Below are 24,910 nucleotides of genomic sequence, written 5' to 3'. Positions count from 1 at the left end.
TCGTGGCAGTGGACAGGGCGCGCATCCAAGTAGCCGTCTCGGAGATTCTCGCCGCAATCGGTGAGGACCCCGAGCGGGCCGGGCTGGAGAGCACCCCACGACGGGTAGCGGATGCTTACGCCGAGTTCTTCGCCGGGCTCGATCAGAATCCGCAAGACCTGCTGCAGGACTTCGTTCCGGTCGAAGGCAGTACCGGTGAACTCGTGCTGCTGCGCGATATCGCCTTTCGTTCGATGTGTGAACACCACTTGCTGCCATTTCTCGGCACCGCCCACGTGGCGTATCTGCCACGGGATCGCGTCGTCGGCCTCGGACGGCTGCCGGCTGTGGTGGAGACCATCGCCGCCCGGCCGCAGCTGCAGGAGCGTCTGACCGAGGAGATCGCTGACGCCCTGCAGGAAGGACTCGACCCGGTCGGGGTGTTGGTCGTGCTCGACGCCGTGCACGGCTGCGTCGGCACCCGTGGCTCGCGCCAAGCCGCGAGTTCTACCGTGACTATGGCCTCCCGCGGCACCCTGATGGAACCGACAGCCCGCGCCGAGATCATTGCGCTGATTTCGGCTGGCGGGTGACGCTCATCATGGGCGTGCTCAATGTCACCCCCGACTCCTTCAGTGATGGTGGCCAGTGGGCGTCAACGGATGCCGCCATCGAGCACGGACTGCTGCTGCACGCCCAGGGTGCCGACCTGATCGATGTGGGCGGCGAGTCCACCCGGCCCGGCGCTTCCCGTGTCGCGCCGGAACACGAGCAGCGCCGAATCCTTCCGGTGGTCACGGAGCTCGCCAGTCAGGGGCTGCGCCTGAGCATCGACACGCTCAATGCCGCCACAGCACTCGCGGCTGCGAAAGCGGGTGCGAGCATCATCAATGACGTGTCGGGCGGGCTCGCGGACCCCGGCATGGCTGCCGTCGCCGCCGACACCGGCCTGACCTATGTGGCCATGCACTGGCGCGCTCATGCCCAGCAGATGGACGCTCGTTCCGACTACGGTGATGTCGTCACCGATGTCATTGCCGAACTGCGCGCCCGCGTCGACGCCTTGACTGCCGCCGGAGTAGCTCGAGAGAACATCGTGCTCGACCCCGGTCTCGGATTCTCCAAAACGACCGAACACAACTGGCAACTCATCAACCGGCTCGACGCTTTCGCCGAACTAGGCCTCCCGGTCATGGTCGGGGCATCGCGCAAACGCTTTCTCGCCGGTGTACTGCCGGTCGACGCGCCCGTGCTGGGTCGTGACCTGCCAACGGCGGTGATCAGCGTGCTGGCTGCCCAGGCCGGAGCCTGGGCCGTGCGCGTACACGACGTCGCCGCAACGCGCACGGCCCTCAACGTGCTCGCCAGCGTGCGCCAGTGGACGCCCCCGGGTACGAGGCAGGTGCCGGGCGCCGCGTCGCGTCCGTCACAATAGACCTATGACTGATTCGATCACCCTCACCGGCCTGCGGGTGAACGCCCACCACGGTGTCTACGATTTTGAGAAAGAAAACGGTCAGGACTTCGTCATCGACGTGACGGTCTGGCTCGACCTGCTCCAGGCGGCTGCCAGCGATGACGTGACCCAGACCATCCACTACGGCACCCTCGCGGAGGAGGTCACCGCAGCGGCGGCGCACAACCCGGTCGACCTCATCGAAACCGTTGCCGAACGCATCGCGAAGGTCGTGCTGGCCCACCCGCCGGCGCTGCGCGTGCAGGTCACGGTGCACAAACCACAGGCTCCCATTTCGGTTCCATTCACCGACGTCGCCGTGCAGATCACCCGGTCGCGGCCATGACCGGTCGCAGTGAACGCGTCGTACTCGCCCTCGGCAGCAATCTCGGTGACCGGACGGCCACGCTGGCCGACGCCGTGCACGATATCGCCGGCCTGGCCGGTGCCACGCTGATTGGCCTCTCACCCGTCTACGAATCCGCTGCGGTGAAACTCGACGGCGTCGACGAGACCGCTCCGCAGTACCTCAACGCGGTGCTGACCATCGACTACAGCGGTGACCCGTACACCCTGCTCGACGCTGTCAACGCCATCGAGGCGGAGCACGGCCGGGTGCGCGCTGAACGCTGGGGCGACCGCACGCTCGACATCGACCTCATCGTGTTCGGAGAACTGAGGGTCGACGACGACCGTCTGACCCTGCCGCACCCACGCGCGGCGGAACGTGATTTCGTACTCGCACCCTGGCTTGATCTCGACCCCAAGGCCGCTATCCCCGGCCGCGGGGTGGTGCGCGACCTGCTGGCCGCAACCGGCAACACGGTGCGACGAGCGCCGGATACCGCCGCACTGGCACCGACTCTCGGAACACGGCAATGAAGCGTTCACAGGCGACGGGGTTGTTGGCCGTTCTGCTTATCGGTCTCGTCGTCGGCTTTCTCGTCGAGATCGCCTTCGCGGCCTCCGGTGCCCCGATCGTGGTCCCGCCGGTCACCCTGCCGTTGACTCTGATTCTGCTGGGCGTCGTGATCGTCAGCCTGGCATGGCAGGTGCGCCAGGGCAGCCGTCGTAAGGCGCTGCGCCGCATCGACCCGTTCTGGGCTATGCGGGTCGCCGTATTGTCGAAGGCGACCTCGCTTTCGGCATCGCTGCTTTTTGGCGCAGCCCTCGGCATCGTGCTGTACATTCTCACTCGATCGGTCGTTCCCGCTGTCACGTCATTGTGGCTCGCGGTCGGCACGGCCATTGGCGCGGCCCTCATGCTCACGGCCGGTCTCGTGGCCGAACACTTCTGCACCCTCCCTCCCGACGACGACACCGACGACGATATCGACGACTTGGGAGGTACCCGTGCTTGATCGCGAACTCAACCCCTGCGCCGGCCAGCAGGCTGAACCGACCCCTGCATCGTCCGCTCGGCTCGAACTGGCCGGGACCGGCGAATGGAAGCGGGTGTCTCCGAAGTACGTGGTGGTGGAGATCGTCGGCACCGTCGTCAACGCCGTCGTGGTCTGCGGCGGAGCGACCCTGCTGTGGCTGCTGCTCGAGCAGACCTGGGCGATGTGGGTGGGGATCGTGGTCCTCGCCGTGTCAATCATCAACCTCGTGTTCGAGCCGCGCCGGGTGCGCTCCATCGGATACCTGCTGCGCGCGGATGACCTGCTCTTTCGCCGGGGTATCCTCTTTCAACGTTTCGTGGCGGTGCCCTACGGGCGCATGCAACTCATCGACATCACTCGCGGCCCGGTCGCGCGCTGGCTCGGCCTGGCAGACCTCAAGTTCGTGACGGCCGCTGCGAGTGCCGGCGTGTCTATTCCCGGCCTGGCCGAGGCCGATGCGGAGAGCCTGCGTGACCGGCTGGTGGAACTGGCGGAGAGCCGCCGGGCGGGGCTGTGAACAAGGAACCGGTTGCTCGCTCACGGCCGCCCTTCGCCGCGCCGCGCACCGATCTCACCGATGGCGAATGGCACCGCCTCCACCCGGCGACACCGCTGCTGCGCGGCGGCATTTTCATGGTGGCCATCATCGGTTTCATCATCGCGAACCTGCGCGAACGCCTCATCGACCTGTTCATCGGCGAAGAGAATTACGGCGGCGATCCGATCGATACCATCTACGAGCGCGGAGCAACCGGGTGGGCTTTGCTCATCATCGCTGGCGTGCTGCTGGTGATTCTGGTGGTCTTCTACCTGTCCTGGCGCACGCATACCTTTCGCGTGACCGGAGAAATCGTTGACGTGCGCAGCGGCCTTGTCTTTCGCAGTAATCGCAAAGCCCGTCTCGATCGAGTGCAGGGCGTCAACCTGACCCGGCCGCTGATTCCGCGGCTGTTTGGCGCTGCTCGGCTCGAAATCACCGTCGCTGGGCAGGACGGCAACGTGCAGCTCGCCTACCTCGGTTCGAAACTCGCGGATGACCTGCGCCGCGATATCCTGCATCTCGCCTCCGGCCTGCGGCAGGCCAAACAGCAAGCCGCGGCGCCCGCTGCGCCGGTCGACCAAGCGCCGGTCGACCAAGCGCCGGCCATAGACGGAGTGCCCGCTGCTCATTCCGCCCTCAGCGACTTCGCGAGCGCGCGATTCCACGAGTTTCGGGCACCGGAACTCGACCCCGATGCCGCTTTACCGCACTCGGTGGTGCGTATTCCACTGCGCCGCCTGATCGGGTCGGTCGTACTCAGCGGCTTCACCGTCTTCCTGCTGCTGGCCGGTATCGGCCTGGTTATCAGCGTCGTCGCCGGAAGCAGCGGCTGGGTGCTCGTGGCCGTGCTGCCCGGCCTTATCGGCAGTGTCGGGTATTACTTCTCCCGCATCACCAAGACGCTGCGGTTCAGCATTGCGGGCACCCCTGATGGCGTACGTGTCGGTTACGGGCTGCTCTCGACCAGCAGTCAGACCCTGCCTCCGGGGCGTATCCATGCTATCGAGGTGTCGCAGCCCATTCTTTGGCGTCGATTCGGCTGGTGGAAGATCAGCATCAACACGGCCGGGCAGGCCTCCGGTCGCAGCTCGACCGCGGTGACGGGAACCACGCTGCTGCCGGTCGGGACCCTGGCCGACGTTGAAAAGGTACTGCAACTCGCGCTGCCCGGCTTTGACACGGACACCCATCGTGCCCTGATCGAAAACGGCATGCTCGGCGGCCGCAAGCGTAACGCCGGCGTCGCCGATTTCTACAGCAATGCGCCCGCCCGGGCCGTCTGGCTGCGCCCGTTCTCCTGGTGGCGCACCGGCTGGGCGGTGTCGGGCAGCGTCGCCCTGATCCGGCGTGGCGTCCTCTCTCGCGACCTGATTCTGGTACCCTTGGCCCGCATGCAGGGAGTGCGCATCAGCCAGGGCGCGATTCGTCGTCGCCTGCGGCTCGCGTCGGCTGCCCTGCACACGGTCTCCGGCCCGGTCACCGCCTCACTCAGCGTCATCGACGTCGACGAAGCCCTCGTACTGTTCGAGTGGATGTCCACCGGGGCGGTACGGTCGGCGCTCGCCGACACCAGCCACCACTGGAGCCGCACCACCCCACCAACGCAGAAAGCATCGGAATGAATTCCAAACCGGGACGCCTCGGCGTCGGTATCATCGGCGCCGGCCACGTCGGCCCTATTCTCGGTGCCGCGCTCGCGGGTGCCGGGCACGCGATCGTCGGCATCTCCGCGATCTCGCAGGCCAGCCGTGATCGGGCCGAAGCCATCTTGCCGCTCGTGCCGATCCTGACGGTGCCCGAAGTCGTCGAACGCAGCGAACTGGTCATTATTGCCGTGCCCGACGCTCAGCTGGATAGCCTCGTGAAGGGGCTCGCGGCAACAAACACCTGGCAGCCCGGCCAGCTGGTGCTGCACACCTCCGCTCGCTACGGCACCACGGTGCTCGCGCCGGCGCAGGCCGCCGGCGCTATTCCGTTGGCCATCCACCCGGCCATGGCGTTCACCGGTACCAGCCTCGACCTGGCCCGGCTTGCCGACAGCTACTTCGCCGTGACCGCCCCCAGCCCGGTGCTGCCGATTGGACAGGCGCTCGCCGTGGAGATGGGCGGCGAACCGCTCATCGTCGCCGAGGCCGACCGGGCCAGCTACGCCGAAGCCATCCAAATCGCTACCGCCTTCTCCACCTCGATCGTCGAGCAGGCCACGCACCTGCTCGCCGGGATCGGTCTGGAACATCCGGGGGCTATTCTTGGTCCGCTGCTGCGCTCCGCGATGGAAAACGCTCTTGCGCGCACGAGCCCAAAACGGTTGGACCTCGCCGGGTTCGACGAAATAGCGAAGCGGCAGCGTCCGATTGACGACGACCGGGAGGTCGAATGAGCACCATCCAAGTAGTGAATACCATCGCCGAATTGCAGGACCGTCTGGGGCGGGCCCGCGACAGTGCTGCGCTGACCGGTGGTGATACGCGCATCGTGCTCGTGCCGACAATGGGCGCCCTGCACGCCGGCCATCTCGCGCTGGTGCGACGAGCGCACGCATTGGGCGGCATCGTGGTGGTGTCGATTTTCGTCAACCCGCTGCAGTTCGGTGCCGGCGAAGACCTCGACAGTTACCCGCGCACGCTCGACGCTGACCTCGTCGCGCTGGGAGCGGAGAACGTCTCGTGTGTGTTCGCGCCGAGTGCGCGTGAGATGTTTCCGGGCGGGGGGAGCGGCATCCGCGTCACCGCCGGCCCAGTCGGCGCCCTCTATGAGGGTGCCGCGCGACCAGGGCACTTCGACGGAATGCTCACCGTTGTGGCGAAATTGCTGGGCATCGTGACCCCGGATGTCGCAGTTTTCGGCCAGAAAGACGGCCAGCAGGCTTTTCTCGTGCAGCGCTTGGTAGACGAGCTCAGCGTGCGTAGCGCCATCGAGGTCGTCGAGACCGTGCGGGAGCCGGGTGGGCTGGCACTGTCCAGTCGTAATCGCTACCTCGACGAGGCGCAGCACACGGCCGCGCAGGCACTGTTCGCCGCGCTCACCGCGGCCGTGGAAGCGGCAGAGACCGGCGCCGCCGCCGCCCTCGCCGCTGCGCACGCACGCATTGCCGCCCGGCCGTTGGTTAAACTGGACTATCTTGTGATCGTGCACCCGGACACCCTTCTGGCCGTGCACGACGATTATCGCGGGCCGGCGCGGTTGCTCGTGGCCGCGCGCGTTGGCAGGACCCGGTTGATCGACAACGTGTCGCTCAACCTGGGGTGAGTCGCAGCATCCGCTTTTTTGTGAAACAACAGCACCAACGGAGAACCGCATGAGCCAGAACCCTACGCCAGCCTCGAACGACGAAGGCTTCTCCGACGCGGAGATGAACGAGCAAAAGGCCGTGCGCCTCGGCAAACGCGACCGCCTGAACGCGGCCGCTGCGAGCCCGGCCGGTGGTGCGTACCCGGTGTCGGTTCCGGTCACCCACACCATTCCGGCCGTGCGCGCCGAATTCGGCCAGCTCGAAGCGGATGCCACCAGCGGCGTCACCGTGGGACTGGCCGGCCGCATCGTGCACCTGCGCAGCACCGGCAAACTGTGCTTCGCGAGCCTGCAAAGCGGCGATGGCACCCGCATCCAGGCCATGGTCTCCCTCGCTGCCGTCGGCGATGAATCCCTCACCGCCTGGAAAGACCTCGTCGACCTTGGTGACCACGTGTTCGTGGCGGGCGAGGTCATCTCCAGCCGCCGCGGTGAGCTGTCGATCATGGTCGTCGACTGGACGGTCGCCGCGAAGGCCCTGTTGCCGCTGCCCAACCTGCACTCCGAACTCAGCGAAGAGACCCGGGTGCGCAGCCGCTACCTCGATCTGATCAGCCGGGAACAGGCCCGCACCAACGTATTGTCCCGATCCAAGGCGGTGGCGAGCCTGCGCAAGACGTTCACCGACCTTGAGTTCATCGAAATAGAGACCCCGATGCTGCAAACGATGCATGGCGGGGCATCCGCTCGGCCATTCCAAACCCACAGCAACGCCTTCGATACCGAACTTTTTTTGCGGATCGCCCCCGAACTGTTCTTGAAGCGCGCGGTCGTCGGCGGCATCGACCGGGTCTACGAGATCAACCGCAACTTCCGTAACGAGGGCGCCGACTCCACTCACTCGCCCGAGTTCGCGATGCTCGAAGCGTATGAGGCGTACGGCGATTACAATTCCATCGCCGATCTCACCCAGAAGCTGATTCAGGATGCCGCCTTCGCGATCGCCGGTTCGCACGTGGTCACCTGGGCCGACGGGACCCTGTTCGACCTCGGTGGTGACTGGGACCGCATTGGCATGTACGACAGCCTGTCGGCAGCAGCCGGCATCATGATCACGCCCGAGACGCCCCTCGCCGACCTGGCCCGGCTCGCCGCACGTGAAGGCATCGAGATCGACCACCCCATTCACGGCAAGTATGTCGAAGAGCTGTGGGAGCACTTCGTCAAGGGCGATCTGGTGCGCCCGACCTTCGTCTTGGACTTTCCCATCGACACCAGTCCGCTCGTGCGCGGGCACCGCTCTGTGGTCGGCGTGGTCGAGAAGTGGGACCTCTACGTGCGCGGATTTGAACTGGCCACCGGCTACTCCGAACTGGTGGACCCGGTTGTGCAGCGTGAACGCTTCATCGAGCAGGCGAGCCTCGCCGCCGGGGGAGACACGGAGGCCATGCGCCTCGACGAAGAATTTCTGCGCGCGCTCGAATACGGCATGCCGCCAACCGGGGGTATGGGTATGGGCATTGACCGCATGCTGATGGCACTGACCGGTCTCGGTATTCGTGAGACGATTCTCTTTCCACTGGTGAAGTAGGTTGCGATGATGTATCTGTCCGATGACGCGCTCAAGGGTGACCGAGGGGGGCGTAAACCGCCGTCGATGAACCGCATCGCGATCTGGGTGATTGTGGGTGGCGTCGGCGTCTATTTTCTCGGTAGCGGCATCGTCGGACTGCTCAGCAAATAGCTACCCTCCCAGCCTTTGCACGTAAGCTGAAAGCGTGATTGAGAACTTTTGGGGTAACGCGGTCTTTTCGGTCGTGCCCACCATTGCGCTTGCCCTGATGTTCTGGTTGATGCTGCGCTCAATTCTGCGCGCCGATCGCACTGAACGTAAGGTGTATGCCCAAATCGAAGCCGAAGAACGCGCCCGACTCGGTCTCGACAAACCGGTCACCTAAGTACCGATGCGCGGCATCGACGGCCTGACCATCACCGTTCTGCTGGCCTTGATCGTTGACTTTTCCGTTCGTGTCGTGGCCATCATCGTGGTTCCGCGCAACCGCCGTCCCATGTCGGGCATGGCGTGGTTGCTGACCATCTTTTTCATTCCGTACGTAGGCGTATTGCTTTTTTTGCTGATCGGCTACCGCGTTCTGCCCCGAAAACGCCTCGCCATGCAGGAAGAGATCAACCAGTTCATCCTGGACAGCACCGAGGGCATGGAACGCGTCCAGCATGACCACCCGTGGCCGAGCTGGCTGGAGTCAGTCGTCGAGCTCAACCGCAACCTCGGAGCGATGCCCCTGGTCGGCGACAATACGGCGAGCCTGATCGGCGAATACCAAGTGGCCTTCGACACCATGATCGCCGACATCGACCGGGCCCAGAAATATGTGCACGTCGAGTTCTACATTCTCTCGCTCGACCACACCACCGCCCCCTTCTTCGATGCCCTCGAGAATGCACACAAGCGCGGTGTGAGTGTGCGCGTGCTTATGGACCATATCCAGTCCATGCGCAAGCCCGGTTTTCGCCAAACCAAGAAACGATTGACGGATGCTGGAATCAAGTGGGAGCTCATGCTGCCGGTGCAACCGTTCAAGGGGAAATGGCAACGGCCCGACTTGCGCAACCACCGCAAACTGCTCATCGTCGATGGCCTGGTCGGGTTCATGGGATCGCAGAACATCATCGACCGCAGCTACAACATGAGAGGCAATATTCGTCGCGGTTTGAAGTGGAAGGACGTCATGACCCGCTTGGAGGGCCCGATCGTGTCGGGGCTCAATGCCATCTTCATCACCGACTGGTACAGCGAGACCAACGAGCTGCTCACCCGCGACATCGAGCCGGTGCATCCGCGGCCGGTCACGGATGCGCTCGACTGCCAGGTCGTACCGAGCGGCCCTGGGTTCAAGGGCGAGAACAACCTGCGCCTGTTCCTTGCGCTGCTGTATTACGCGCAGGATCGCATCATCATCACGAGCCCGTACTTCGTGCCGGACGAATCGATCATGTACGCCATCACGACCGCCGTGCAACGGGGTCTTCACGTGGAGTTGATCGTGTCGGAGATCGGTGATCAGGCCGTCGTCTATCACGCCCAACGCTCCTACTACGAGGAGTTGCTGACTGCGGGAGTGCGCATCTACATGTACAAGGCGCCCTACATTCTGCACGCCAAGCACTTCACCATCGACGATGAGGTCGCCGTTGTCGGGTCGAGCAATATGGACCAGCGCTCGTTCAGCCTGAACATGGAGGTGTCACTCATGGTGCGCGGGCGGTCGTTTGTGCGCAACCTGCGTGCCATGGAAGACGAGAACCGCTTGAACAGCCGCGAGCTGACCCTGGAAGAATGGCGCAAGCAGCCGCTGCGCTCCACCATTCTCGACAACCTCGCCAGGCTGACCTCCGCGGTGCAATGACGACCTGCCGGCAGGGGCGGCTCACAGCATCCGTCACGCCTAGGGCGAACAAACGCCCGGAAGCGGCGCAGGCTGGCTACTCTCAATGTAACGGCACCAACTGCCCTGGCGCCAAGGGAGCGATCACATGTTTGAAAGATTTACCGACCGAGCTCGTCGCGTCGTCGTTTTGGCCCAGGAAGAGGCCAAGATGCTCAACCACAACTACATCGGTACCGAGCACATTCTGCTCGGGCTGATTCACGAGGGTGAAGGCGTCGCCGCCAAGGCTCTGGAGAGCCTCGGCATCTCGCTGGACGCCGTGCGCGAGCAGGTTCAGGACATCATCGGCCAGGGGCAGCAGCAGCCCACCGGCCACATCCCCTTCACGCCGCGGGCGAAGAAGGTTCTCGAGCTGAGCCTGCGCGAAGCGCTGCAGCTCGGCCACAACTACATCGGAACCGAGCACATTCTGCTCGGCCTCATTCGCGAGGGTGAGGGCGTCGCCGCTCAGGTTCTCGTGAAGCTCGGCGCCGACCTCAACCGTGTGCGCCAGCAGGTCATCCAGCTCCTCTCCGGATATCAGGGGAAGGAGCAGGTGCAGGTCGGTGCCAACGAGCAGGCGGCGAACACGGCCGGCAGCCAGGTGCTCGATCAGTTCGGTCGCAACCTCACCCAGATGGCCCGCGACAACAAACTCGACCCGGTCATCGGGCGCGAGAAAGAAATCGAGCGGGTCATGCAGATCCTCTCACGTCGCACCAAGAACAACCCCGTACTGATCGGTGAGCCTGGCGTCGGCAAGACCGCCGTCGTGGAGGGCCTCGCCCAAGCGATTGTCAAGGGAGATGTGCCCGAGACGCTCAAGGACAAGCAGCTCTACTCGCTCGACCTCGGTTCGCTCATCGCCGGCAGCCGCTACCGCGGTGACTTCGAAGAGCGCCTGAAAAAGGTCACCAAGGAGATCCGCACCCGCGGCGACATCATCGTCTTCATCGACGAGATCCACACCCTGGTCGGTGCCGGTGCCGCCGAGGGCGCCATCGATGCCGCGTCGATCTTGAAGCCACTCCTCGCCCGTGGTGAGTTGCAGACCATCGGTGCGACCACCCTCGACGAGTACCGCAAGCACTTCGAGAAGGATGCCGCCCTCGAGCGCCGCTTCCAGTCGATTCAGGTGGATGAGCCGTCGCTGCCGCACACCATCAACATCCTGAAGGGACTGCGCGACCGTTACGAGGCACACCACAAGGTGTCCATCACCGATGGTGCACTCGTGGCTGCGGCGAACCTTGCCGACCGTTACGTTTCCGACCGGTTCCTGCCCGACAAGGCCATCGACCTGATCGACGAGGCCGGCGCCCGCCTGCGTCTGTCGATCCTCTCGAGCCCACCGGAGCTGCGCGAATTCGACGAAAAGATCGCCGTGGTGCGCGCCGCCAAGGAACTCGCCATCGAAGAGCAGGACTTTGAGAAGGCTGCCGGCCTGCGCGACGAGGAGAAGGACCTCCTCGGCGAGCGTCTGCGCCTCGAGAAGAAGTGGAAGTCCGGCGACGTCAAGACCACCGCGGTCGTCGACGAAGGCCTGATCGCCGAAGTTCTGGCCCAGGCCACCGGTATTCCGGTGTTCAAGCTCACCGAGGAAGAATCCTCGCGGCTGGTCTTCATGGAAAAGGCACTGCACCAGCGCGTCATCGGTCAGGAAGAGGCCATCTCGGCACTCGCCAAGACCATCCGTCGCACCCGGGCCGGCTTGAAAGACCCGAAGCGTCCCTCTGGTTCGTTCGTCTTCGCCGGCCCCACCGGTGTTGGAAAGACCGAGCTCGCCAAGGCGCTCGCCGAGTTCCTGTTCGACGACGAGGCCGCCATGATCTCGCTCGATATGAGTGAGTACGGCGAGAAGCACACCGTGTCGCGCCTGTTCGGTGCGCCTCCCGGGTTCGTCGGCTTCGAAGAGGGTGGTCAGCTCACCGAGAAGGTGCGCCGTAAGCCGTTCTCCGTGGTGCTGTTCGACGAGATCGAGAAGGCTCACCCCGACATCTTCAACTCCCTGCTCCAGATTCTGGAAGAGGGCCGGTTGACGGATGGCCAGGGTCGCGTGGTCGACTTCAAGAACACCGTCATCATCATGACCACCAACCTCGGTACCAAGGACATCTCGGGCGGACCGGTCGGCTTCCAGCTGGAAGGCGACAGCACCACCGGGTATGAGCGCATGGCCGGCAAGGTGAAGGATGAGCTGAAGAAGCACTTCAAGCCCGAGTTCCTGAACCGCGTGGACGAGATCATCGTGTTCCCGCAGCTGACCAAGCCCGAGTTGCTGCAGATCGTCGACCTGTTCATCAAACGACTTGGTGTGCGTCTGCTCGACCGTGACATGACCGTCGAGGTCACCGTTCCGGCGAAGGAACACCTGATCGAGGTCGGTTTCGACCCAACGCTCGGTGCTCGGCCGCTGCGTCGTGCGATTCAGCGCGAGGTGGAGGATCGACTGTCGGAGAAGATCCTGCAGGGCGAGCTCAATGCTGGCGACCACGTGCACGTGGATTACGTCGATGGCGCGTACATCTTCACCACGACGACCAGGGTTGACCCGGTCGGCGTCGGAGTGAACACGTCCGCCGCGATCGGCACCGGTCCGGCCACCCCCGACCTGGCTATCACCAGCGACTAGAAGTTTCAGTGAATAAGGCCCGGCAGATTTCGTCTGCCGGGCCTTTTCTGTGCCCGGGGCGGCCCTGCGTGCGCACAACTCCTGCAAATTGTGGAGCATCGAGTCAAGTTCCGCGTCTTTCCAAGGGTTGCCGGTCGAAGCGAACATGAATTGCAGGAGTTACGCGCGGGGAGAGTCGGTGGAAGGGGGATCAATAGACTGGAAGAGTGAATTTGGAAACGGGATATACGGTGCGCCGCGCTCGCACGAGTGACGTGCCCGGCATAGAAGCGCTCGTCGAACCGCTCGTGCAGCAGCGCATTCTGCTCGGCAAGGATCGCGTCGTGTTCTACGAGGCGGTGCAGGAATTTCGGGTGGCCGTTGATGCTTCCGGCGCTCTGATCGGTTGCGGCGCCCTCCACGTCATGTGGGAGGATCTCGGCGAGGTGCGCACCCTCGCCGTCGACGCGAAATGGCTCGGTCGCGGCGTCGGCTACGCGATAATGCAACGCCTCGAAGCGGATGCCCAGGGCCTCGGCCTCAGCCGACTGTTCTGCCTCACCTTCGAGGTGGGTTTCTTCGCTCGCAACGGGTTCAGTGATATGGGCACCGAAACCGTCGACCCAGCCGTCTATGCCGAGCTCGTGCGGTCGCCCGATGAGGGTGTGGCCGAGTTTCTCGACCTGGCCCGGGTGAAGCCGAACACTCTCGGCAACACCCGCATGGTGAAGCGACTGAACTGACGAATTGGGGCCGGAGCGGTCGAATCGGGCATTGAACGGTGCTCATACGAGCAAAGTAGGCGGTGTTTACCCCCCGGACATGGGCCGTCGCTAGGCTGCGCTTAATTGCACCCGCCACTCCATGGGCCGGGAAGTCTTTGGATCGCACGGCCCCGGGTGCGATGACACGACCTATGAATGAGGAGATCCATGTCATCCGCCGTTCGCCGCCGCTCCAGGTTGGTTTTCGCCACGCTTCTCGGGGTGAGCCTCGCGGCCGCTCCGATCATCGCCATACCGGCCAACGCCAATACTGCCGGCACCGGAGTCGTCATCAATGAGGCGTACCTGAACGGGGGAAGCTCGGGCGCGACCTACCTGAACAAGTTCGTCGAGCTGTACAACCCGACTGACGCCGATGTGTCCCTCGTCGGCACTTCGATTCAATACCGCTCGGCCGGCGGATCATCGAACCCAACCGGGGTCGTTGCTCTGACCGGCACGATCGCGGCCGGCGGCTACTATCTCGTGCAGGGCAGCTCGAACGCCGCCAACGGTGCCGTATTGCCGACGCCGGATGCTTCACTCGGCGCCTCCTTCGCCGCCGGCGGCGGCACGATCTTCTTCGCCAACCAGTCCACGGCGCTGAATGCCCCCGCCACGGGTTCGCTCACCGGTCAGGCGCAAATTCTCGACCTGATCGGCTACGGAACCTCGAACACGTTTGAGGGGACGGCCGCAGCCGCAGCATCCGTCACCAGCTCAGTGAATCGCACGACGTTTGCCGACACCGACGTGAACGCCGCTGATTTCCGCTTGAACGAGCCCACGCCGACGAACACGGCCGGTGACACGGGAAGCCCGGTTGAACCGGGGCCAGACCCCGAGCCGACCCCGGTGCCCGACGACCTGACAGCGATCGACGCAATCCAAGGCACGACCGACACGAGCCCGCTCGCCGGAACCGTCGTCAAGACTTCCGGTGTGGTCACGGCCGCCTACCCGACCGGAGGCTTCGACGGGTTCTATCTGCAGACCGCTGGTACCGGTGGTGAGATCGACCTGTCCAGCCACACCGCTTCGCACGGTGTCTTCGCGTACTCGAAATCCGCGAAAGCCAACGTTCAGGTCGGCGACTACGTGCAAGTCGTGGGCACCGTCGTAGAATTCTTCGGCATGACCGAGGTCACCTTCGGCACGGTGGGCGATGTCACCCAGCTCACCGACAGCGCTGTGGCCGTGACACCCGCCGCGGTCTCAGTGCCGACCACCACACAACAGCGGGAAACCCTTGAGGGTATGCTGCTCGCGCCGCAGGGCGACTTCACCGTCACCAATAACTATCGGACCAACCAGTACGCCGAGATCGGACTCGCCACCGGAACGACGCCGCTGGTCAATCCGAGCGTGACCGCACTGCCCGGATCAGCCCAGTACCAGACAGCGCTCGCCGAGAACGCCGGCCGCGCGGTCACGCTCGACGACGGGGCTACCACCAACTACCTCGCCGCCGCCAACCAGGGCAGCCCGGTTCCGTACCTGTCGACGACCGCTCCGGTGCGCATCGGCGCTGCGGTGTCGTTTCTGTCTCCGGTCGTCTTCGACTTTCGCAACGACGCCTGGAAGTTTCAGCCGACCACGGCCCTCGTCCCGGCCAACGCCGCGACCGCGCAGCCGGTGACCTTTGCCGATACCCGCACGAACGCGCCGGAAGACGTGGGTGGGGACATCCGCTTGGCCAGTTTCAACGTTCTGAACTATTTCTCCACCACGGGAGACACGCTCGATGGCTGCCGGTATTACAACGACCGGGCCGGCGTGCCGACCACGGTGAGCGGCGGATGCGACGCCCGCGGCGCCGCGACCCAGATCAGTTTCGAACGCCAGCAGGCCAAGATCGTCTCGGCCATCAACGCTCTCGACGCCGACGTGGTGTCGCTCGAAGAGATCGAGAATTCGGCCGCGTTCGGCAAGGATCGCGACGATGCCCTCGCGAACCTGACCGCGGCGCTGAACGCTTCAGCGGGTAGCAACGTGTGGGCGTTCGTGGCTTCACCGACCGCTGTCCCAGCCAGTGAAGATGTCATTCGCACCGCGTTCATCTACAAGCCGGCTGTCGTCGAAACGGTGGGGGATTCGATCATCCTGACCGAGTCCGTCGCCTTCAACGGTCGTGCGCGCGAACCGCTGGCCCAGGCATTTCAGCTCATCGGCGATGACGAGAGCAGCTTCCTCGCCATCGTCAACCACTTCAAATCAAAGGGGTCGGGCACTGGAGACAATGCCGACCAGGGTGACGGCCAGGGAGCATCCAACCCGACCCGCATCGAGCAAGCCCGCGCGCTCGTGGCCTTCGCCGACGAGGTCAAGACCGATTCCGGCATCGACCGGGTCTTCCTCACCGGAGACTTCAACGCCTACGACATGGAAGACCCGATTCGGGTACTGCTCGAGGCCGGCTATATCAACCAGGGCGACAACAGCGGCGAATACACCTATGCCTTCGGCGGCACGGTTGGTTCGCTTGACCACGTCTTCGCCTCGCCCGAAGCGGATGCCGTGGTGAACGCCGTCGATGTTTGGAACATCAACTCGGTAGAGTCGGTCGCCCTCGAGTACAGCCGGTACAACAACAACGTGACCGACTTCTACGCCGCCGACGCATTCCGCTCCTCGGATCACGACCCGGTTGTGCTTGGTCTCAACCTCAAGACACCGACTGCTGTCGAACTCAACCTGCTCAACATCAACGATTTCCACGGACGCATTGACGCGAACACCGTCAAGTTCGCGGGAACCGTCGAACAGCTTCGCGCCGAGTACGGCGACGCGAACTCGCTGTTCCTGTCGAACGGCGACAACATCGGCGCCTCGTTGTTCGCATCGGCGTCGCAAAATGACCGCCCCACCATTGACGTGCTCAACGCCCTCGACCTCGCTGTTTCCGGCGTGGGCAACCACGAGTTCGACCAGGGCTTCGGCGACCTGACCGGGCGGGTGGCCGACGCGGCCGACTTCGACTATCTCGGAGCGAACGTATACAACGTCGGCACGGAAACGCCCGCGATGAAGGAATACGCCCTGCTCGACGTGGCCGGCATCACCGTGGGTGTAATCGGCGCGGTCACCGAAGAGACCCCCGCGCTCGTGTCACCCAACGGAATTGCGACCCTGAGCTTCGGCGACCCGGTCGCGGCTGTCAACCGAGTGGCATCCCAACTGACCGACGGTGACCCGTCCAACGGCGAAGCGGATGTGCTGATCGCCGAATACCACGAGGGCGCCGGCGCGGGAATGCCAGACGGTGCAACGCTCGAGCAGGAACTCGCTGCTGGCGGAGCCTTTGCGAGCATCGTGAATGACACGTCGGCCGCGGTCGACGCGATCTTCACCGGCCACACGCACAAGCAGTATGCGTGGAACGCCCAAGTCCCCGGCGCGGCCGCTGGCGTGACTCGCCCCGTGCTTCAGACCGGCAGCTACGGCGAGAACATCGGGCAGGTCGTGCTCCGCTACGACATCGCCTCAGGTGATACGACCACCGTGGCCAACCGCAACGTAGCCCGCTCCACCGCGCCCGATGCCGACCTCGCGGCCGGCTATCCGCGCGTTGCCGAAGTGCAGGCGATAACGAATGCCGCGCTGGCGGAGGCGGCGCTCCAGGGTAACGTGCCCGTGGGGTCGATCAGCGCCGACATCACCCGGGCCTGCCTCGGCGGAGTCGCCCCGTGCGCCGAAAATCGTATGGCTCCCTCTTCCCTGGGTTCCCTCGTCGCCAACTCGCTGCGCGCATCCCTGGCCGACCCTGCCATCGGCGACGCCGAGATCGGCATCGTCAACCCCGGTGGTATCCGTGCCGACCTCTCGCTCGCTCCCGACAGTGTCGTGACGTATGCCGAGGCGAACGCGGTCCTGCCGTTCCTGAACAACCTGTGGACGACAAGTCTCACCGGCGCACAGTTCAAGTCCGTTCTCGAACAGCAGTGGCAGACCAACGCCGATGGCACGATTCCGAGCCGCCCGTTCCTGCAACTCGGCCTGAGTGACAACGTGAATTACACCTTCGATGCCGCTCGTGCCGCGGGCGACCGTGTGACGGGCATCTGGATCGACGGGACGCAGCTCGACCCGGCACAGTCCTACCGCATCGGTTCGTTCAACTTTCTCCTCACCGGCGGCGACAATTTTCGCGAGTTCGCAAATGGAACGGATACCCGGGACTCCGGCCTCGTCGACCGGGACGCCTGGATTTCCTACATCCAACAGAACAGCCCGCTGTCACCGTCGTTCAATGCCAACCAGGCCTCGATCACCGGGGCCCCCATGGCAGCGGTCAACCCGGGTGACGCTCTCACCCTCACCGTCGGAGATCTCAACCTCACCTCGCTCGGCGCCCCGAAAAACACGCAACTCGCGCTGAAGTGGTCAGGTGCCGACGTGGGTACGGTATCCGTTGATTCGACGGGTACGGCCACCGTGACCGTTACGGTACCGGCCGATGCGATCGAAAACAGCGTGCTGGAGATGACGGCCGTCGAATCGGGCACCATCGTGCGCCTGGCTGTCGCGGTGGCCGTGAATGCCGAACCGGGAGAGGCACCCGCCGCTGCCTCAGCGAAAGAGTTGACGAAGAAGCTCAAAAACGCGATCGACACCGACCAGAATTCCTATCGGGCCGGTGACGCGGCTGTCGTCGAGGTCGGAATGAAGCACGCCGGAGAATATGTGTCGGTATGGGCCTACTCCAAGAAGAAAGCCCACAACCTCGGTGGTTGGTTGCTCGTGAGCGCCGAGGGTACTGTGAGCGTCACTCTCGCCGAGGACCTCAAGCACGGCCGGTACAGCGTCTCTGTGCAGAATGCGAGCGGTGACGTGATCGGTTGGACCGATGTCAAAATCGACCACCCCAAAAAGCCGCTGAAGAACGCACCCCGCTAGCCCCGCTATTGCGCGGGCCCGTCCGCACCGCGTCGGTTGCGGGCGGGCTCTCAATTCTTCCGGCACCAATTGCTGCCGACACGCACACCATTACCGGCTTCTGGCACCGTCTTCAATAACCTTGGGGCATGTCGACGATCAAGCAATCGGTCGGCCGCCAGTCCAGCAAGGTGTACCGGCGCCGGCGTTTCGTAGTGGGGCTCGGGCTTCTCGCCGTGCTCGTCATTCTCTTCCTCATCATTGTGCGACCGGGAGCCAGCAAGGGCGACGCGGAAACCTCGAAATCACCCGCGGCAGCCTCGACCGAGTCGGCCGCACCGACGGATGCCGCCAGCACGATTCCCGAGACGGCCACCGCCGTCAACGGCACTGCCTGCGACCCCTCTGCGGTAGAGGTCGCGGCCATCACCGACGCGACGAATTACGCAGCCGACGTCCTGCCGCAGTTGTCGCTAGGCCTGACCAACATCGGCACGACCGACTGTGTGATCAATGCCGGTAACGCCAGGCAGGTATTCACCGTGATGAGCGGAACGGACGTGTACTGGACCTCGACCGACTGCCAGACCAACCCGATCGACGCCCAGGTGACCCTCAAGCCCGGGGTTGTCATGCCACTCGCTACGCCGATCACCTGGGATCGCACCCGCTCGGCCGTTGATACCTGTGAAGCCGCAACCCGCACTGCGGTTCCGGCCGGCGGAGCGTCCTATTACCTGCACGTGACCGTGGACGGCATCAAGGCGGCCACCCCGGCGCTCATGATTTTGAATTAGGGACCGGTGCCAAAGAACGGTCCGTATGACCGGCAGAATTGAGCCGCTTCGATGCGTTCATGTCGAAATTACGGGGCGTCGCAAAATCTCTCGGTAGTGCATACCTAGCGTTGGCATGGAGACTTTCGCATCCGTTCGCTCGTGGCATGCGCCGCCAGTTGGGCCCGCACGGCCACGCCTGATTGAATGGATGAGTGACCGATACGACTGCCAACACCCGTTCCGAGGCTCTTGCCGCTGCACTGGCGGCGCAGGACGTCGTCGCCGTCGCCTATGCGCTGCGTAACGACTATATGATCGTGCCTCAACTCGTCGTCAACGGCGAGGCGGCACAGGTCCGGGTTTTCGGCCGCGAAGGCTCCGACAAGCGCATGCTGCTGCTCTTCTCCGCGGCGGAGAACTACGTGCGTGTGGTTCCCGACGACATCAACCCGCAGGTCATGGTCTGCGATGGCCAGTGGCTGCGGGAGTTTCTCACCGTGCACGCCGCGACGCTGGAAATGGTCTTCTTCGACATCGCCGGGCCGAATGTCATGCAGGCCGCTCCGGCTGACCTGCTGAAGGCACTGAGCCCGCAGCTCGGCCGCAGCGACGGCGAATAACGGCGCGTGCCTAACGCGCGTGCCTAACGCGCGTGCCTAACGCGCGTCTGAATCGCGCATTGTGCATGTTCCGTGCGTCACCGATCCGCTGAACCGCGCTGGCCTATCCCCACGCCCGATCGAGTTCGGCGTCGCGTGAATTGCGGGTGGTGCCGAGCGCGAGGGCAACCGCCGCATGAATCGAGCCGCAGGCAGCGTCGATCTGGGTGGTGAAGCCCAGGCGCATTGCCTCGTTCACGCGTTGCTTGGACATGAGCGCGCCTCGAACCTCGCCGGCCAGGCTGATCTCGCCGAACGCGACCACGTTGTGCGCCACCGCGAGACCGGTGAACGCCGAGGCGATGGCTAGCGCAATTGCCAGATCGGCTGCCGGCTCATTCAGACGGATACCGCCGACCGTCGACACGTAGACATCTTTGGTCGACAGATTCATGCCCGCGCGCTCCTGCAACACCGCAAGCAACATGGCGACGCGGGCTGAATCGACGCCGCTCGTGACGCGGCGCGGGTTCGGAGCCTGGGTGTCGGTGACGAGCGCCTGCACTTCGACCGGCATGGCACGTCGGCCCTCCAGAGCGACCGTGACACAGGTGCCATCGACCGGCTCGGTGGCTCGGCTCAGGAACAACCCGCTGGGGTCGGGCACCTCGGCGATGCCATCACCGGTCATCTCGAAGCAGCCGACCTCGTCGGTCGGTCCGAACCGATTTTTCAGCGCCCGAATGAATCGGAGCGACGTTTGGCGATCCCCCTCGAACTGGCAAACCACATCGACCAGGTGCTCCAGCACCCGCGGCCCGGCAATCGAGCCGTCTTTGGTGACGTGACCGACCAGCAGGACCGGTAGATTGCGGTCTTTGGCCACCCGAATCAGAGTGGAGGCCACCTCCCGTACCTGGCTGGGCATGCCCGGCGAACCGTCGGAGAGCGCACTCGACACGGTCTGCACGGAGTCGATGATGATGAGGTCGGGCTTGACCGCGTCGATCTGCCCAAGAATGACCCCGAGGTCGGTTTCGGCGGCGATGTACAGTTCGGGTTCGAGCGCGTTGGTGCGTTCGGCGCGCAATCGCACCTGGCTCACGGACTCTTCGGCGCTGACGTAGAGCACGCGGCTCTTCGCCGCCGCTGCCTTGGAGGCGACTTCGAGCAGCAGCGTAGACTTGCCGACGCCCGGCTCGCCGCTGAGCAGAACCACCGACCCGGGCACGATGCCACCGCCGAGCACCCGGTCGAACTCGTTGATACCCGTCGGCCAGTGAGCGGCGGCATCCGTCTCAACATGGGTGATGGGGCGTGCGATGCCGTCGCCGACCAGCGTGATGGCCTTGAGCTTGCGGGTGATGCCGATGCTCTGGCCAGCATCGACGACGGTGCCCCACTGCTGGCATTCGCCGCAACGACCTGCCCATTTGAGAGTGGTCCAGCCGCACTCAGAGCAGCGAAAAGAGGAGACGGATTTTGCCATATTCCGAGCCTAGCCGTGGCCGCCGACAGGTGGCCGCGCACGCGGCGCGTGCTTTAGTCGGCCTCGGTTGACGTAGGGCTGACCGCTGAAAAACGATGCGCAATGTCAGCGCTCATCGACGGCAGGAACGCTTCCGCCCAGGACCGGTAGCCACGGTCATTGGGGTGAAAGAGATCCTTGGCGACGTGGGTCAAGATGCTGCGAAGTCCGGCCCGTTTGGTCGTTGCGTGCAGCGAAACCACCGTCAGTTTGTGCTCGGCGGCGATCCGGCGAATGATCTCGTTGGCTGCCGCCACCTTGATTTCGTTGTGCGGCAGGTGAAAGCAGGGGAGGTCGGCGACGAGGGCGTGCGGAGGCAGGTCGGCGAACACCGTGCGAATGCCAGCTTCAAACTCTTTCGGATTCCACTGGGCGATGTCATTCGCACCGATCGCGACCGTGACGAGGTCGGGCGTCAGCTTGTCGAAACGCGGAAGCTGGTCGCGCACAGCCAAAGCCACGGTTGCGCCAGACACGCTGAGGTTCACGACGCGGACGGTCCGTCCGGTCGCCAGCCGTACGTGGTCGGCGAGAACGCCGACGTAGCTTTTGTTCGGGCTGGAGGCCCCGATACCCTGCGCGGCACTGTCGCCGATCGCGACGTAGAGCAGTTCGCCTGGGTGTTTGGCGTTGTCGCGCCACCATGCCGAGTGCACCGGAAGGGTGTCGTTGAGAATGACCTTCTGTTGTTCGAGGTCACGGCGGAACCAGGTCGTGTAGAGAACCGCGCCGGTTGTGACGGCGGCGGCACCGGCAGTAATAAAAGAGCGGATGCGCGGGGTCGGTGAGGTCATTCGCTGAGGCTACTCCGCAGCATCCGTGTGTCTGCTGCATGTTGGCCGATTCGCGTCGACTCCGAGTCTCTACTAGAATCGACGGCGGTACCGTGTCCGAGCGGCCGAAGGTGCGACTCTCGAAAAGTCGTGTGGGGGAGACTCCACCGTGGGTTCAAATCCCACCGGTACCGCCACGAAAAACCCCCTACAACCCAGTGTTTCACTGGGGAGCAGGGGGTTCTTCTTTGCCCGAATGGCCGTTTTGGCAACATTTTGGCAACACTTGAAAAAATTTTGGTGTGGAAAACGAGGATCAACGTGATGAAAAGTGGCATATTAAGCCTCGTGCTGCGCATCGCGGGAGCACGCTCACGGGGCAGGTCCAGGCCCGTTTTCGCCGGCTCGGATCACCGTGAGATAGTGATGAATGATCGAAGTCGACAAGCGAGCTGAACTTTCGAAAAATCGAATGTATCGCTATCGACTTTCCAGAGTGTGGTCTGACGGTCCGCGCGCGACTTTCGTAATGCTGAACCCATCCACCGCGGATGAGCACTCGGATGATCCAACGCTTCGGCGATGTATCGGATTCGCCCGGCATTGGGGGCTCGGAGGGCTGAACGTCGTGAACCTCTACGCGTTCCGGGCAACGCAGCCGGCCGACTTGTGGACCGCAGCTGATCCCATTGGTCCAGACAACGACCGCTATCTGGAAGACGCTGGCGCGAGCGGTGAAGTACTGGTCGCCGCCTGGGGCATGCACGCCAAGCCAGAGCGCGTCAAAGAGGTGCTGTCAATTCCTGGATTCGACATGCTCACCTGCCTGCGGACGACGAAGCGAGGGCATCCAAGTCATCCGCTGTACCTGCCGAGCGAACTGTCACCGACGTCCTGGCCTGTCCAAGGACATGATCTGCACACGGCCTCCAAGCTGATCGGTGGATCGAGACTCAGTCGATGCTGAGAGTTCGAGCGTCGTCGAGCGTCGTCGAGCGCGTCGGCCACCGAGTCAAGATCATCGTCGAAAAGGTCGGCGTAGGTGTCGAGAGTCATTGCTGCCGACGCGTGGCCAAGCATTCGTTGGATGGCTTTCACATTGGCGCCGGCGGAGATGGCCAGGCTCGCTGCGGTGTGGCGTAGATCGTGCAAAGTCATTCGCGGAAACGTGCTGTCGGCAGTCTGCGATTTGCGCACCGCCGACACAAACCAACCGCGCCGGGAATCGGGGCTGCGGACGTAATCGAGGCCACTTCCGAAAAGCAGCTCGCCGCGACCGCGAGTGCCCCCTGTGGAGTTTTTCATGAGTTCGACGAAGAGCGGATTGAGAAACGTGGGATAGGGGACCGCGCGCGCTTGATGCGTCTTGGGTGTGCCGACGTGGATCGTCCCACTGACGCTCACCGCATTTTCGTGCACCTGGAGGCGCCGGCGCACCGTGTCCACGTCGCGAATTCGCAAGGCGGTCGCTTCGCCCCAGCGCAACCCGGTATAGGCCAAGGCGAGAACGAGAGTCGAGTGCTTACGGGAGTTTTGTGCGAGCAGAGCGACCTGTCGGTGCGATAGGTATGCGTGCTGACCCTTCGTCTTACGCGGCAGGGTGACGCCCCGCGCAGGATTCGAGGGAATGCGGCGATCCTTGACCGCAACATCAAGGATCGCGGCCAGCACACCATAAATCCGTAAAACGGTTGTCGCGCTGCGGCCCGCAATCAGCTGCGAGATCCAAATCTGCACGTCGCTGTGGCGAATCTGGCCGACCTTGTAGGTGCCCCAGGTCGGAAGGACGTATCGCCTCCACGCAACCTCAACGGGGTGAAGCGAAGACGGCTTGAGGTGTGTCTGAGATGCCAGCCAGTCAGCACCCAACACGGTGATCAGGGCCTTCGATGCGGTGGCATCGATGTATTCACCGGTAGCCTTCTTGATCTCTATGGCCGACAGGTAGAGCTCGGCGTCTCTTTTCGTTCGGAACCCGCGCTTCTGAGTCTGCAGATGATCGGGACGCCGGTAGATTACTCGATAGCGCTTGCCGCTCGTCGTGGCGTAAGACTCGATGGGCGTATTCCAGTCAACGTCGCAACACCTAACGTTTAGGAGTAGCGATGGAAGACAATTCACGAACTCGGAAAAAGGGCACCGGCGCGCTGCTGATGGCCGAGACACGAGTTGAATATGCTCGGCTCATGAGGCAAGGAATCAGCAACGCTGAAGCATGTCGAACACTGAAAATTAATCGGCGAACGGGGATGCGCTGGCGCCACGGCCGGACCGTGAAAAAGGCACACGGCCGCGAGACGACCTACGCCCCAATCTCCCGGATCGCTCCCACTGTCATCTCGCCACGATACCTGTCCGAGGACGAGCGGGTGCACATCGCCGGTGCGCTGCACGCCGGCACGTCCCTGCGCCAGATCGCCGCAAAGCTGGGGCGAAGCCCATCCACCATCAGCCGAGAAGTGCGCCGTAACCGAGCCCCGCGCGCCAAGAGATACGCTCCCCGAGCTGCTCAAACGTTCGCCGACGCGGCACGTAAACGCCCTCGACAAAGCAAGCTCGCCACGAGTACGCCGTTGCGCGACGCGATCCAGAAGATGCTGAAGGAACAGTGGAGCCCACGACAGATCAGTCACCAGCTGAGCGTCGACTTCCCCGACCAGCCGGCCATGAACGTCGTCCACGAGAGCATCTACCAGGCCCTGTACTCGCCGCAGAACCACGGGCTAACCCGGGAAATGACGCGTCACCTGCGCACCGGGCGACGTGGACGCCTACCCCGCCGCAGCACCACCGCGAGGCGTTCACGCTTCTCGGGGCCGCTCCTGAGTGAACGACCCGCCGAAGTCGACGACCGCATCATCCCCGGTCATTGGGAATCTCAATGTCTTTGTCAAGTAGTTGTGAGCGTGGGGAGGGGGACTCGTTCCTGATAAGTGGTGTGGT

23 protein-coding genes and 1 tRNA gene are annotated in these 24,910 nt (G+C 63.9%); 21 read left to right on the top strand and 3 right to left on the bottom strand.

From position 1 onward, the window contains the following. Positions 1-2: 2 nt before the first annotated feature. From folE to CXY72_RS01965, 18 genes are all read left to right on the top strand, one after another. On the top strand, positions 3-572 hold the full coding sequence (folE, locus tag CXY72_RS02045; RefSeq protein WP_104126059.1) for a GTP cyclohydrolase I FolE: 570 nt from the start codon (positions 3-5) through the stop codon (positions 570-572). Then, entirely contained in the window at positions 569-1,414 is an 846-nt protein-coding gene (gene folP, locus CXY72_RS02040) for a dihydropteroate synthase (RefSeq protein ID WP_104126058.1), read from the top strand. The genes folE and folP overlap by 4 nt, the downstream gene beginning before the upstream one ends. A 4-nt stretch (positions 1,415-1,418) precedes the next feature. After that, complete coding sequence (folB, locus tag CXY72_RS02035) at positions 1,419-1,781, top strand: dihydroneopterin aldolase (RefSeq protein ID WP_104126057.1); 363 nt, start codon at positions 1,419-1,421, stop codon at positions 1,779-1,781. After that, positions 1,778-2,317 carry a 2-amino-4-hydroxy-6-hydroxymethyldihydropteridine diphosphokinase gene (folK, locus tag CXY72_RS02030; protein WP_104126056.1) on the top strand — a complete coding sequence of 180 codons (540 nt, stop codon included), beginning with the start codon at positions 1,778-1,780 and terminating at the stop codon, positions 2,315-2,317. Before folB ends, folK begins: the two co-directional genes overlap by 4 nt. Continuing rightward, positions 2,314-2,796 carry a DUF3180 domain-containing protein gene (locus CXY72_RS02025; RefSeq protein WP_104126055.1) on the top strand — a complete coding sequence of 161 codons (483 nt, stop codon included), beginning with the start codon at positions 2,314-2,316 and terminating at the stop codon, positions 2,794-2,796. Before folK ends, CXY72_RS02025 begins: the two co-directional genes overlap by 4 nt. After that, complete coding sequence (locus CXY72_RS02020; RefSeq protein ID WP_104126054.1) at positions 2,789-3,334, top strand: PH domain-containing protein; 546 nt, start codon at positions 2,789-2,791, stop codon at positions 3,332-3,334. Before CXY72_RS02025 ends, CXY72_RS02020 begins: the two co-directional genes overlap by 8 nt. After that, the gene (locus tag CXY72_RS02015; RefSeq protein WP_104126053.1) at positions 3,331-4,980 is read left to right on the top strand and encodes a PH domain-containing protein; all 1,650 of its coding nucleotides are present in this window, start codon (positions 3,331-3,333) and stop codon (positions 4,978-4,980) included. The genes CXY72_RS02020 and CXY72_RS02015 overlap by 4 nt, the downstream gene beginning before the upstream one ends. Then, entirely contained in the window at positions 4,977-5,738 is a 762-nt protein-coding gene (locus CXY72_RS02010) for a Rossmann-like and DUF2520 domain-containing protein (RefSeq protein ID WP_104126052.1), read from the top strand. The genes CXY72_RS02015 and CXY72_RS02010 overlap by 4 nt, the downstream gene beginning before the upstream one ends. Further along, positions 5,735-6,607: a pantoate--beta-alanine ligase gene (gene panC, locus CXY72_RS02005; RefSeq protein WP_104126051.1), complete on the top strand. Its 873-nt coding sequence runs from the start codon at positions 5,735-5,737 to the stop codon at positions 6,605-6,607. Before CXY72_RS02010 ends, panC begins: the two co-directional genes overlap by 4 nt. 49 nt (positions 6,608-6,656) lie before the next feature. Continuing rightward, positions 6,657-8,180, top strand: a complete 1,524-nt coding sequence (gene lysS / locus CXY72_RS02000) for a lysine--tRNA ligase (protein ID WP_104126050.1) — start codon at positions 6,657-6,659, stop codon at positions 8,178-8,180. A gap of 6 nt (positions 8,181-8,186) precedes the next feature. Then, positions 8,187-8,333, top strand: coding sequence for a hypothetical protein (locus CXY72_RS19445; RefSeq protein ID WP_158252439.1), 147 nt, complete (start codon positions 8,187-8,189; stop codon positions 8,331-8,333). Between the two features lie 34 nt (positions 8,334-8,367). Next, a complete protein-coding gene (locus CXY72_RS01995; RefSeq protein ID WP_104126049.1) occupies positions 8,368-8,547 on the top strand; it encodes a hypothetical protein in 180 nt (59 codons plus the stop codon). Between the two features lie 6 nt (positions 8,548-8,553). Next, entirely contained in the window at positions 8,554-10,017 is a 1,464-nt protein-coding gene (gene cls / locus CXY72_RS01990; RefSeq protein ID WP_104126048.1) for a cardiolipin synthase, read from the top strand. 127 nt (positions 10,018-10,144) lie between these two features. Further along, the gene (locus CXY72_RS01985) at positions 10,145-12,670 is read left to right on the top strand and encodes an ATP-dependent Clp protease ATP-binding subunit (protein ID WP_104126047.1); all 2,526 of its coding nucleotides are present in this window, start codon (positions 10,145-10,147) and stop codon (positions 12,668-12,670) included. A gap of 206 nt (positions 12,671-12,876) precedes the next feature. Beyond that, positions 12,877-13,392 carry an amino-acid N-acetyltransferase gene (locus CXY72_RS01980; RefSeq protein WP_104126046.1) on the top strand — a complete coding sequence of 172 codons (516 nt, stop codon included), beginning with the start codon at positions 12,877-12,879 and terminating at the stop codon, positions 13,390-13,392. A gap of 189 nt (positions 13,393-13,581) precedes the next feature. Beyond that, positions 13,582-18,309: an ExeM/NucH family extracellular endonuclease gene (locus tag CXY72_RS01975; protein WP_104126045.1), complete on the top strand. Its 4,728-nt coding sequence runs from the start codon at positions 13,582-13,584 to the stop codon at positions 18,307-18,309. 128 nt (positions 18,310-18,437) lie between these two features. Beyond that, on the top strand, positions 18,438-19,085 hold the full coding sequence (locus CXY72_RS01970) for a hypothetical protein (RefSeq protein ID WP_104126044.1): 648 nt from the start codon (positions 18,438-18,440) through the stop codon (positions 19,083-19,085). A gap of 194 nt (positions 19,086-19,279) precedes the next feature. Continuing rightward, positions 19,280-19,687 carry a dehydrogenase gene (locus CXY72_RS01965; protein ID WP_104126043.1) on the top strand — a complete coding sequence of 136 codons (408 nt, stop codon included), beginning with the start codon at positions 19,280-19,282 and terminating at the stop codon, positions 19,685-19,687. A gap of 103 nt (positions 19,688-19,790) precedes the next feature. Here the strand turns inward: CXY72_RS01965 and radA are convergent, their stop codons facing one another. After that, positions 19,791-21,155 carry a DNA repair protein RadA gene (gene radA, locus CXY72_RS01960; protein ID WP_104126042.1) on the bottom strand — a complete coding sequence of 455 codons (1,365 nt, stop codon included), beginning with the start codon at positions 21,153-21,155 and terminating at the stop codon, positions 19,791-19,793. A gap of 53 nt (positions 21,156-21,208) precedes the next feature. Then, positions 21,209-21,988: an SGNH/GDSL hydrolase family protein gene (locus CXY72_RS01955; RefSeq protein ID WP_104126041.1), complete on the bottom strand. Its 780-nt coding sequence runs from the start codon at positions 21,986-21,988 to the stop codon at positions 21,209-21,211. Between the two features lie 86 nt (positions 21,989-22,074). Between CXY72_RS01955 and CXY72_RS01950 the strand changes: the two genes are divergently transcribed. Both CXY72_RS01950 and CXY72_RS20500 read left to right on the top strand, forming a co-directional pair. Further along, positions 22,075-22,164, top strand: a tRNA-Ser gene (locus CXY72_RS01950). Between the two features lie 233 nt (positions 22,165-22,397). Next, a complete protein-coding gene (locus CXY72_RS20500) occupies positions 22,398-22,934 on the top strand; it encodes a DUF1643 domain-containing protein (protein WP_104126040.1) in 537 nt (178 codons plus the stop codon). On the opposite strand, the gene CXY72_RS01940 is transcribed toward CXY72_RS20500, so the two are convergent. After that, positions 22,823-24,088: a tyrosine-type recombinase/integrase gene (locus CXY72_RS01940; RefSeq protein WP_233197609.1), complete on the bottom strand. Its 1,266-nt coding sequence runs from the start codon at positions 24,086-24,088 to the stop codon at positions 22,823-22,825. The genes CXY72_RS20500 and CXY72_RS01940 overlap by 112 nt on opposite strands. Here CXY72_RS01940 and CXY72_RS01935 point away from each other — a divergent pair. Further along, positions 24,073-24,897, top strand: a complete 825-nt coding sequence (locus CXY72_RS01935; RefSeq protein WP_104126066.1) for an IS30 family transposase — start codon at positions 24,073-24,075, stop codon at positions 24,895-24,897. The genes CXY72_RS01940 and CXY72_RS01935 overlap by 16 nt on opposite strands. The last annotated feature ends 13 nt before the right edge of the window (positions 24,898-24,910 follow it).

Source organism: Cryobacterium sp. Y57 (genome assembly GCF_002929505.1).
GTDB lineage: Bacteria > Actinomycetota > Actinomycetes > Actinomycetales > Microbacteriaceae > Cryobacterium.
Note: the sequence above shows the minus strand (reverse complement) of the source record. Positions and strands in the feature narration are given on the sequence as shown.

What these genes read in the sequence shown, in the direction of transcription:
- CXY72_RS01935 (WP_104126066.1), top strand. Translation starts at nt 24,073, where the DNA reads ATGGAAGACAATTCACGAACTCGGAAAAAGGGCACCGGCGCGCTGCTG.
- CXY72_RS01970 (WP_104126044.1), top strand. Translation starts at nt 18,438, where the DNA reads ATGTCGACGATCAAGCAATCGGTCGGCCGCCAGTCCAGCAAGGTGTAC.
- lysS (WP_104126050.1), top strand. Translation starts at nt 6,657, where the DNA reads ATGAGCCAGAACCCTACGCCAGCCTCGAACGACGAAGGCTTCTCCGAC.
- radA (WP_104126042.1), bottom strand. Translation starts at nt 21,155, where the DNA reads ATGGCAAAATCCGTCTCCTCTTTTCGCTGCTCTGAGTGCGGCTGGACC.
- CXY72_RS02025 (WP_104126055.1), top strand. Translation starts at nt 2,314, where the DNA reads ATGAAGCGTTCACAGGCGACGGGGTTGTTGGCCGTTCTGCTTATCGGT.
- CXY72_RS19445 (WP_158252439.1), top strand. Translation starts at nt 8,187, where the DNA reads ATGATGTATCTGTCCGATGACGCGCTCAAGGGTGACCGAGGGGGGCGT.
- CXY72_RS01955 (WP_104126041.1), bottom strand. Translation starts at nt 21,988, where the DNA reads ATGACCTCACCGACCCCGCGCATCCGCTCTTTTATTACTGCCGGTGCC.
- CXY72_RS02010 (WP_104126052.1), top strand. Translation starts at nt 4,977, where the DNA reads ATGAATTCCAAACCGGGACGCCTCGGCGTCGGTATCATCGGCGCCGGC.
- folK (WP_104126056.1), top strand. Translation starts at nt 1,778, where the DNA reads ATGACCGGTCGCAGTGAACGCGTCGTACTCGCCCTCGGCAGCAATCTC.
- CXY72_RS01985 (WP_104126047.1), top strand. Translation starts at nt 10,145, where the DNA reads ATGTTTGAAAGATTTACCGACCGAGCTCGTCGCGTCGTCGTTTTGGCC.
- folB (WP_104126057.1), top strand. Translation starts at nt 1,419, where the DNA reads ATGACTGATTCGATCACCCTCACCGGCCTGCGGGTGAACGCCCACCAC.
- CXY72_RS20500 (WP_104126040.1), top strand. Translation starts at nt 22,398, where the DNA reads ATGATCGAAGTCGACAAGCGAGCTGAACTTTCGAAAAATCGAATGTAT.
- CXY72_RS01975 (WP_104126045.1), top strand. Translation starts at nt 13,582, where the DNA reads ATGTCATCCGCCGTTCGCCGCCGCTCCAGGTTGGTTTTCGCCACGCTT.
- panC (WP_104126051.1), top strand. Translation starts at nt 5,735, where the DNA reads ATGAGCACCATCCAAGTAGTGAATACCATCGCCGAATTGCAGGACCGT.
- cls (WP_104126048.1), top strand. Translation starts at nt 8,554, where the DNA reads ATGCGCGGCATCGACGGCCTGACCATCACCGTTCTGCTGGCCTTGATC.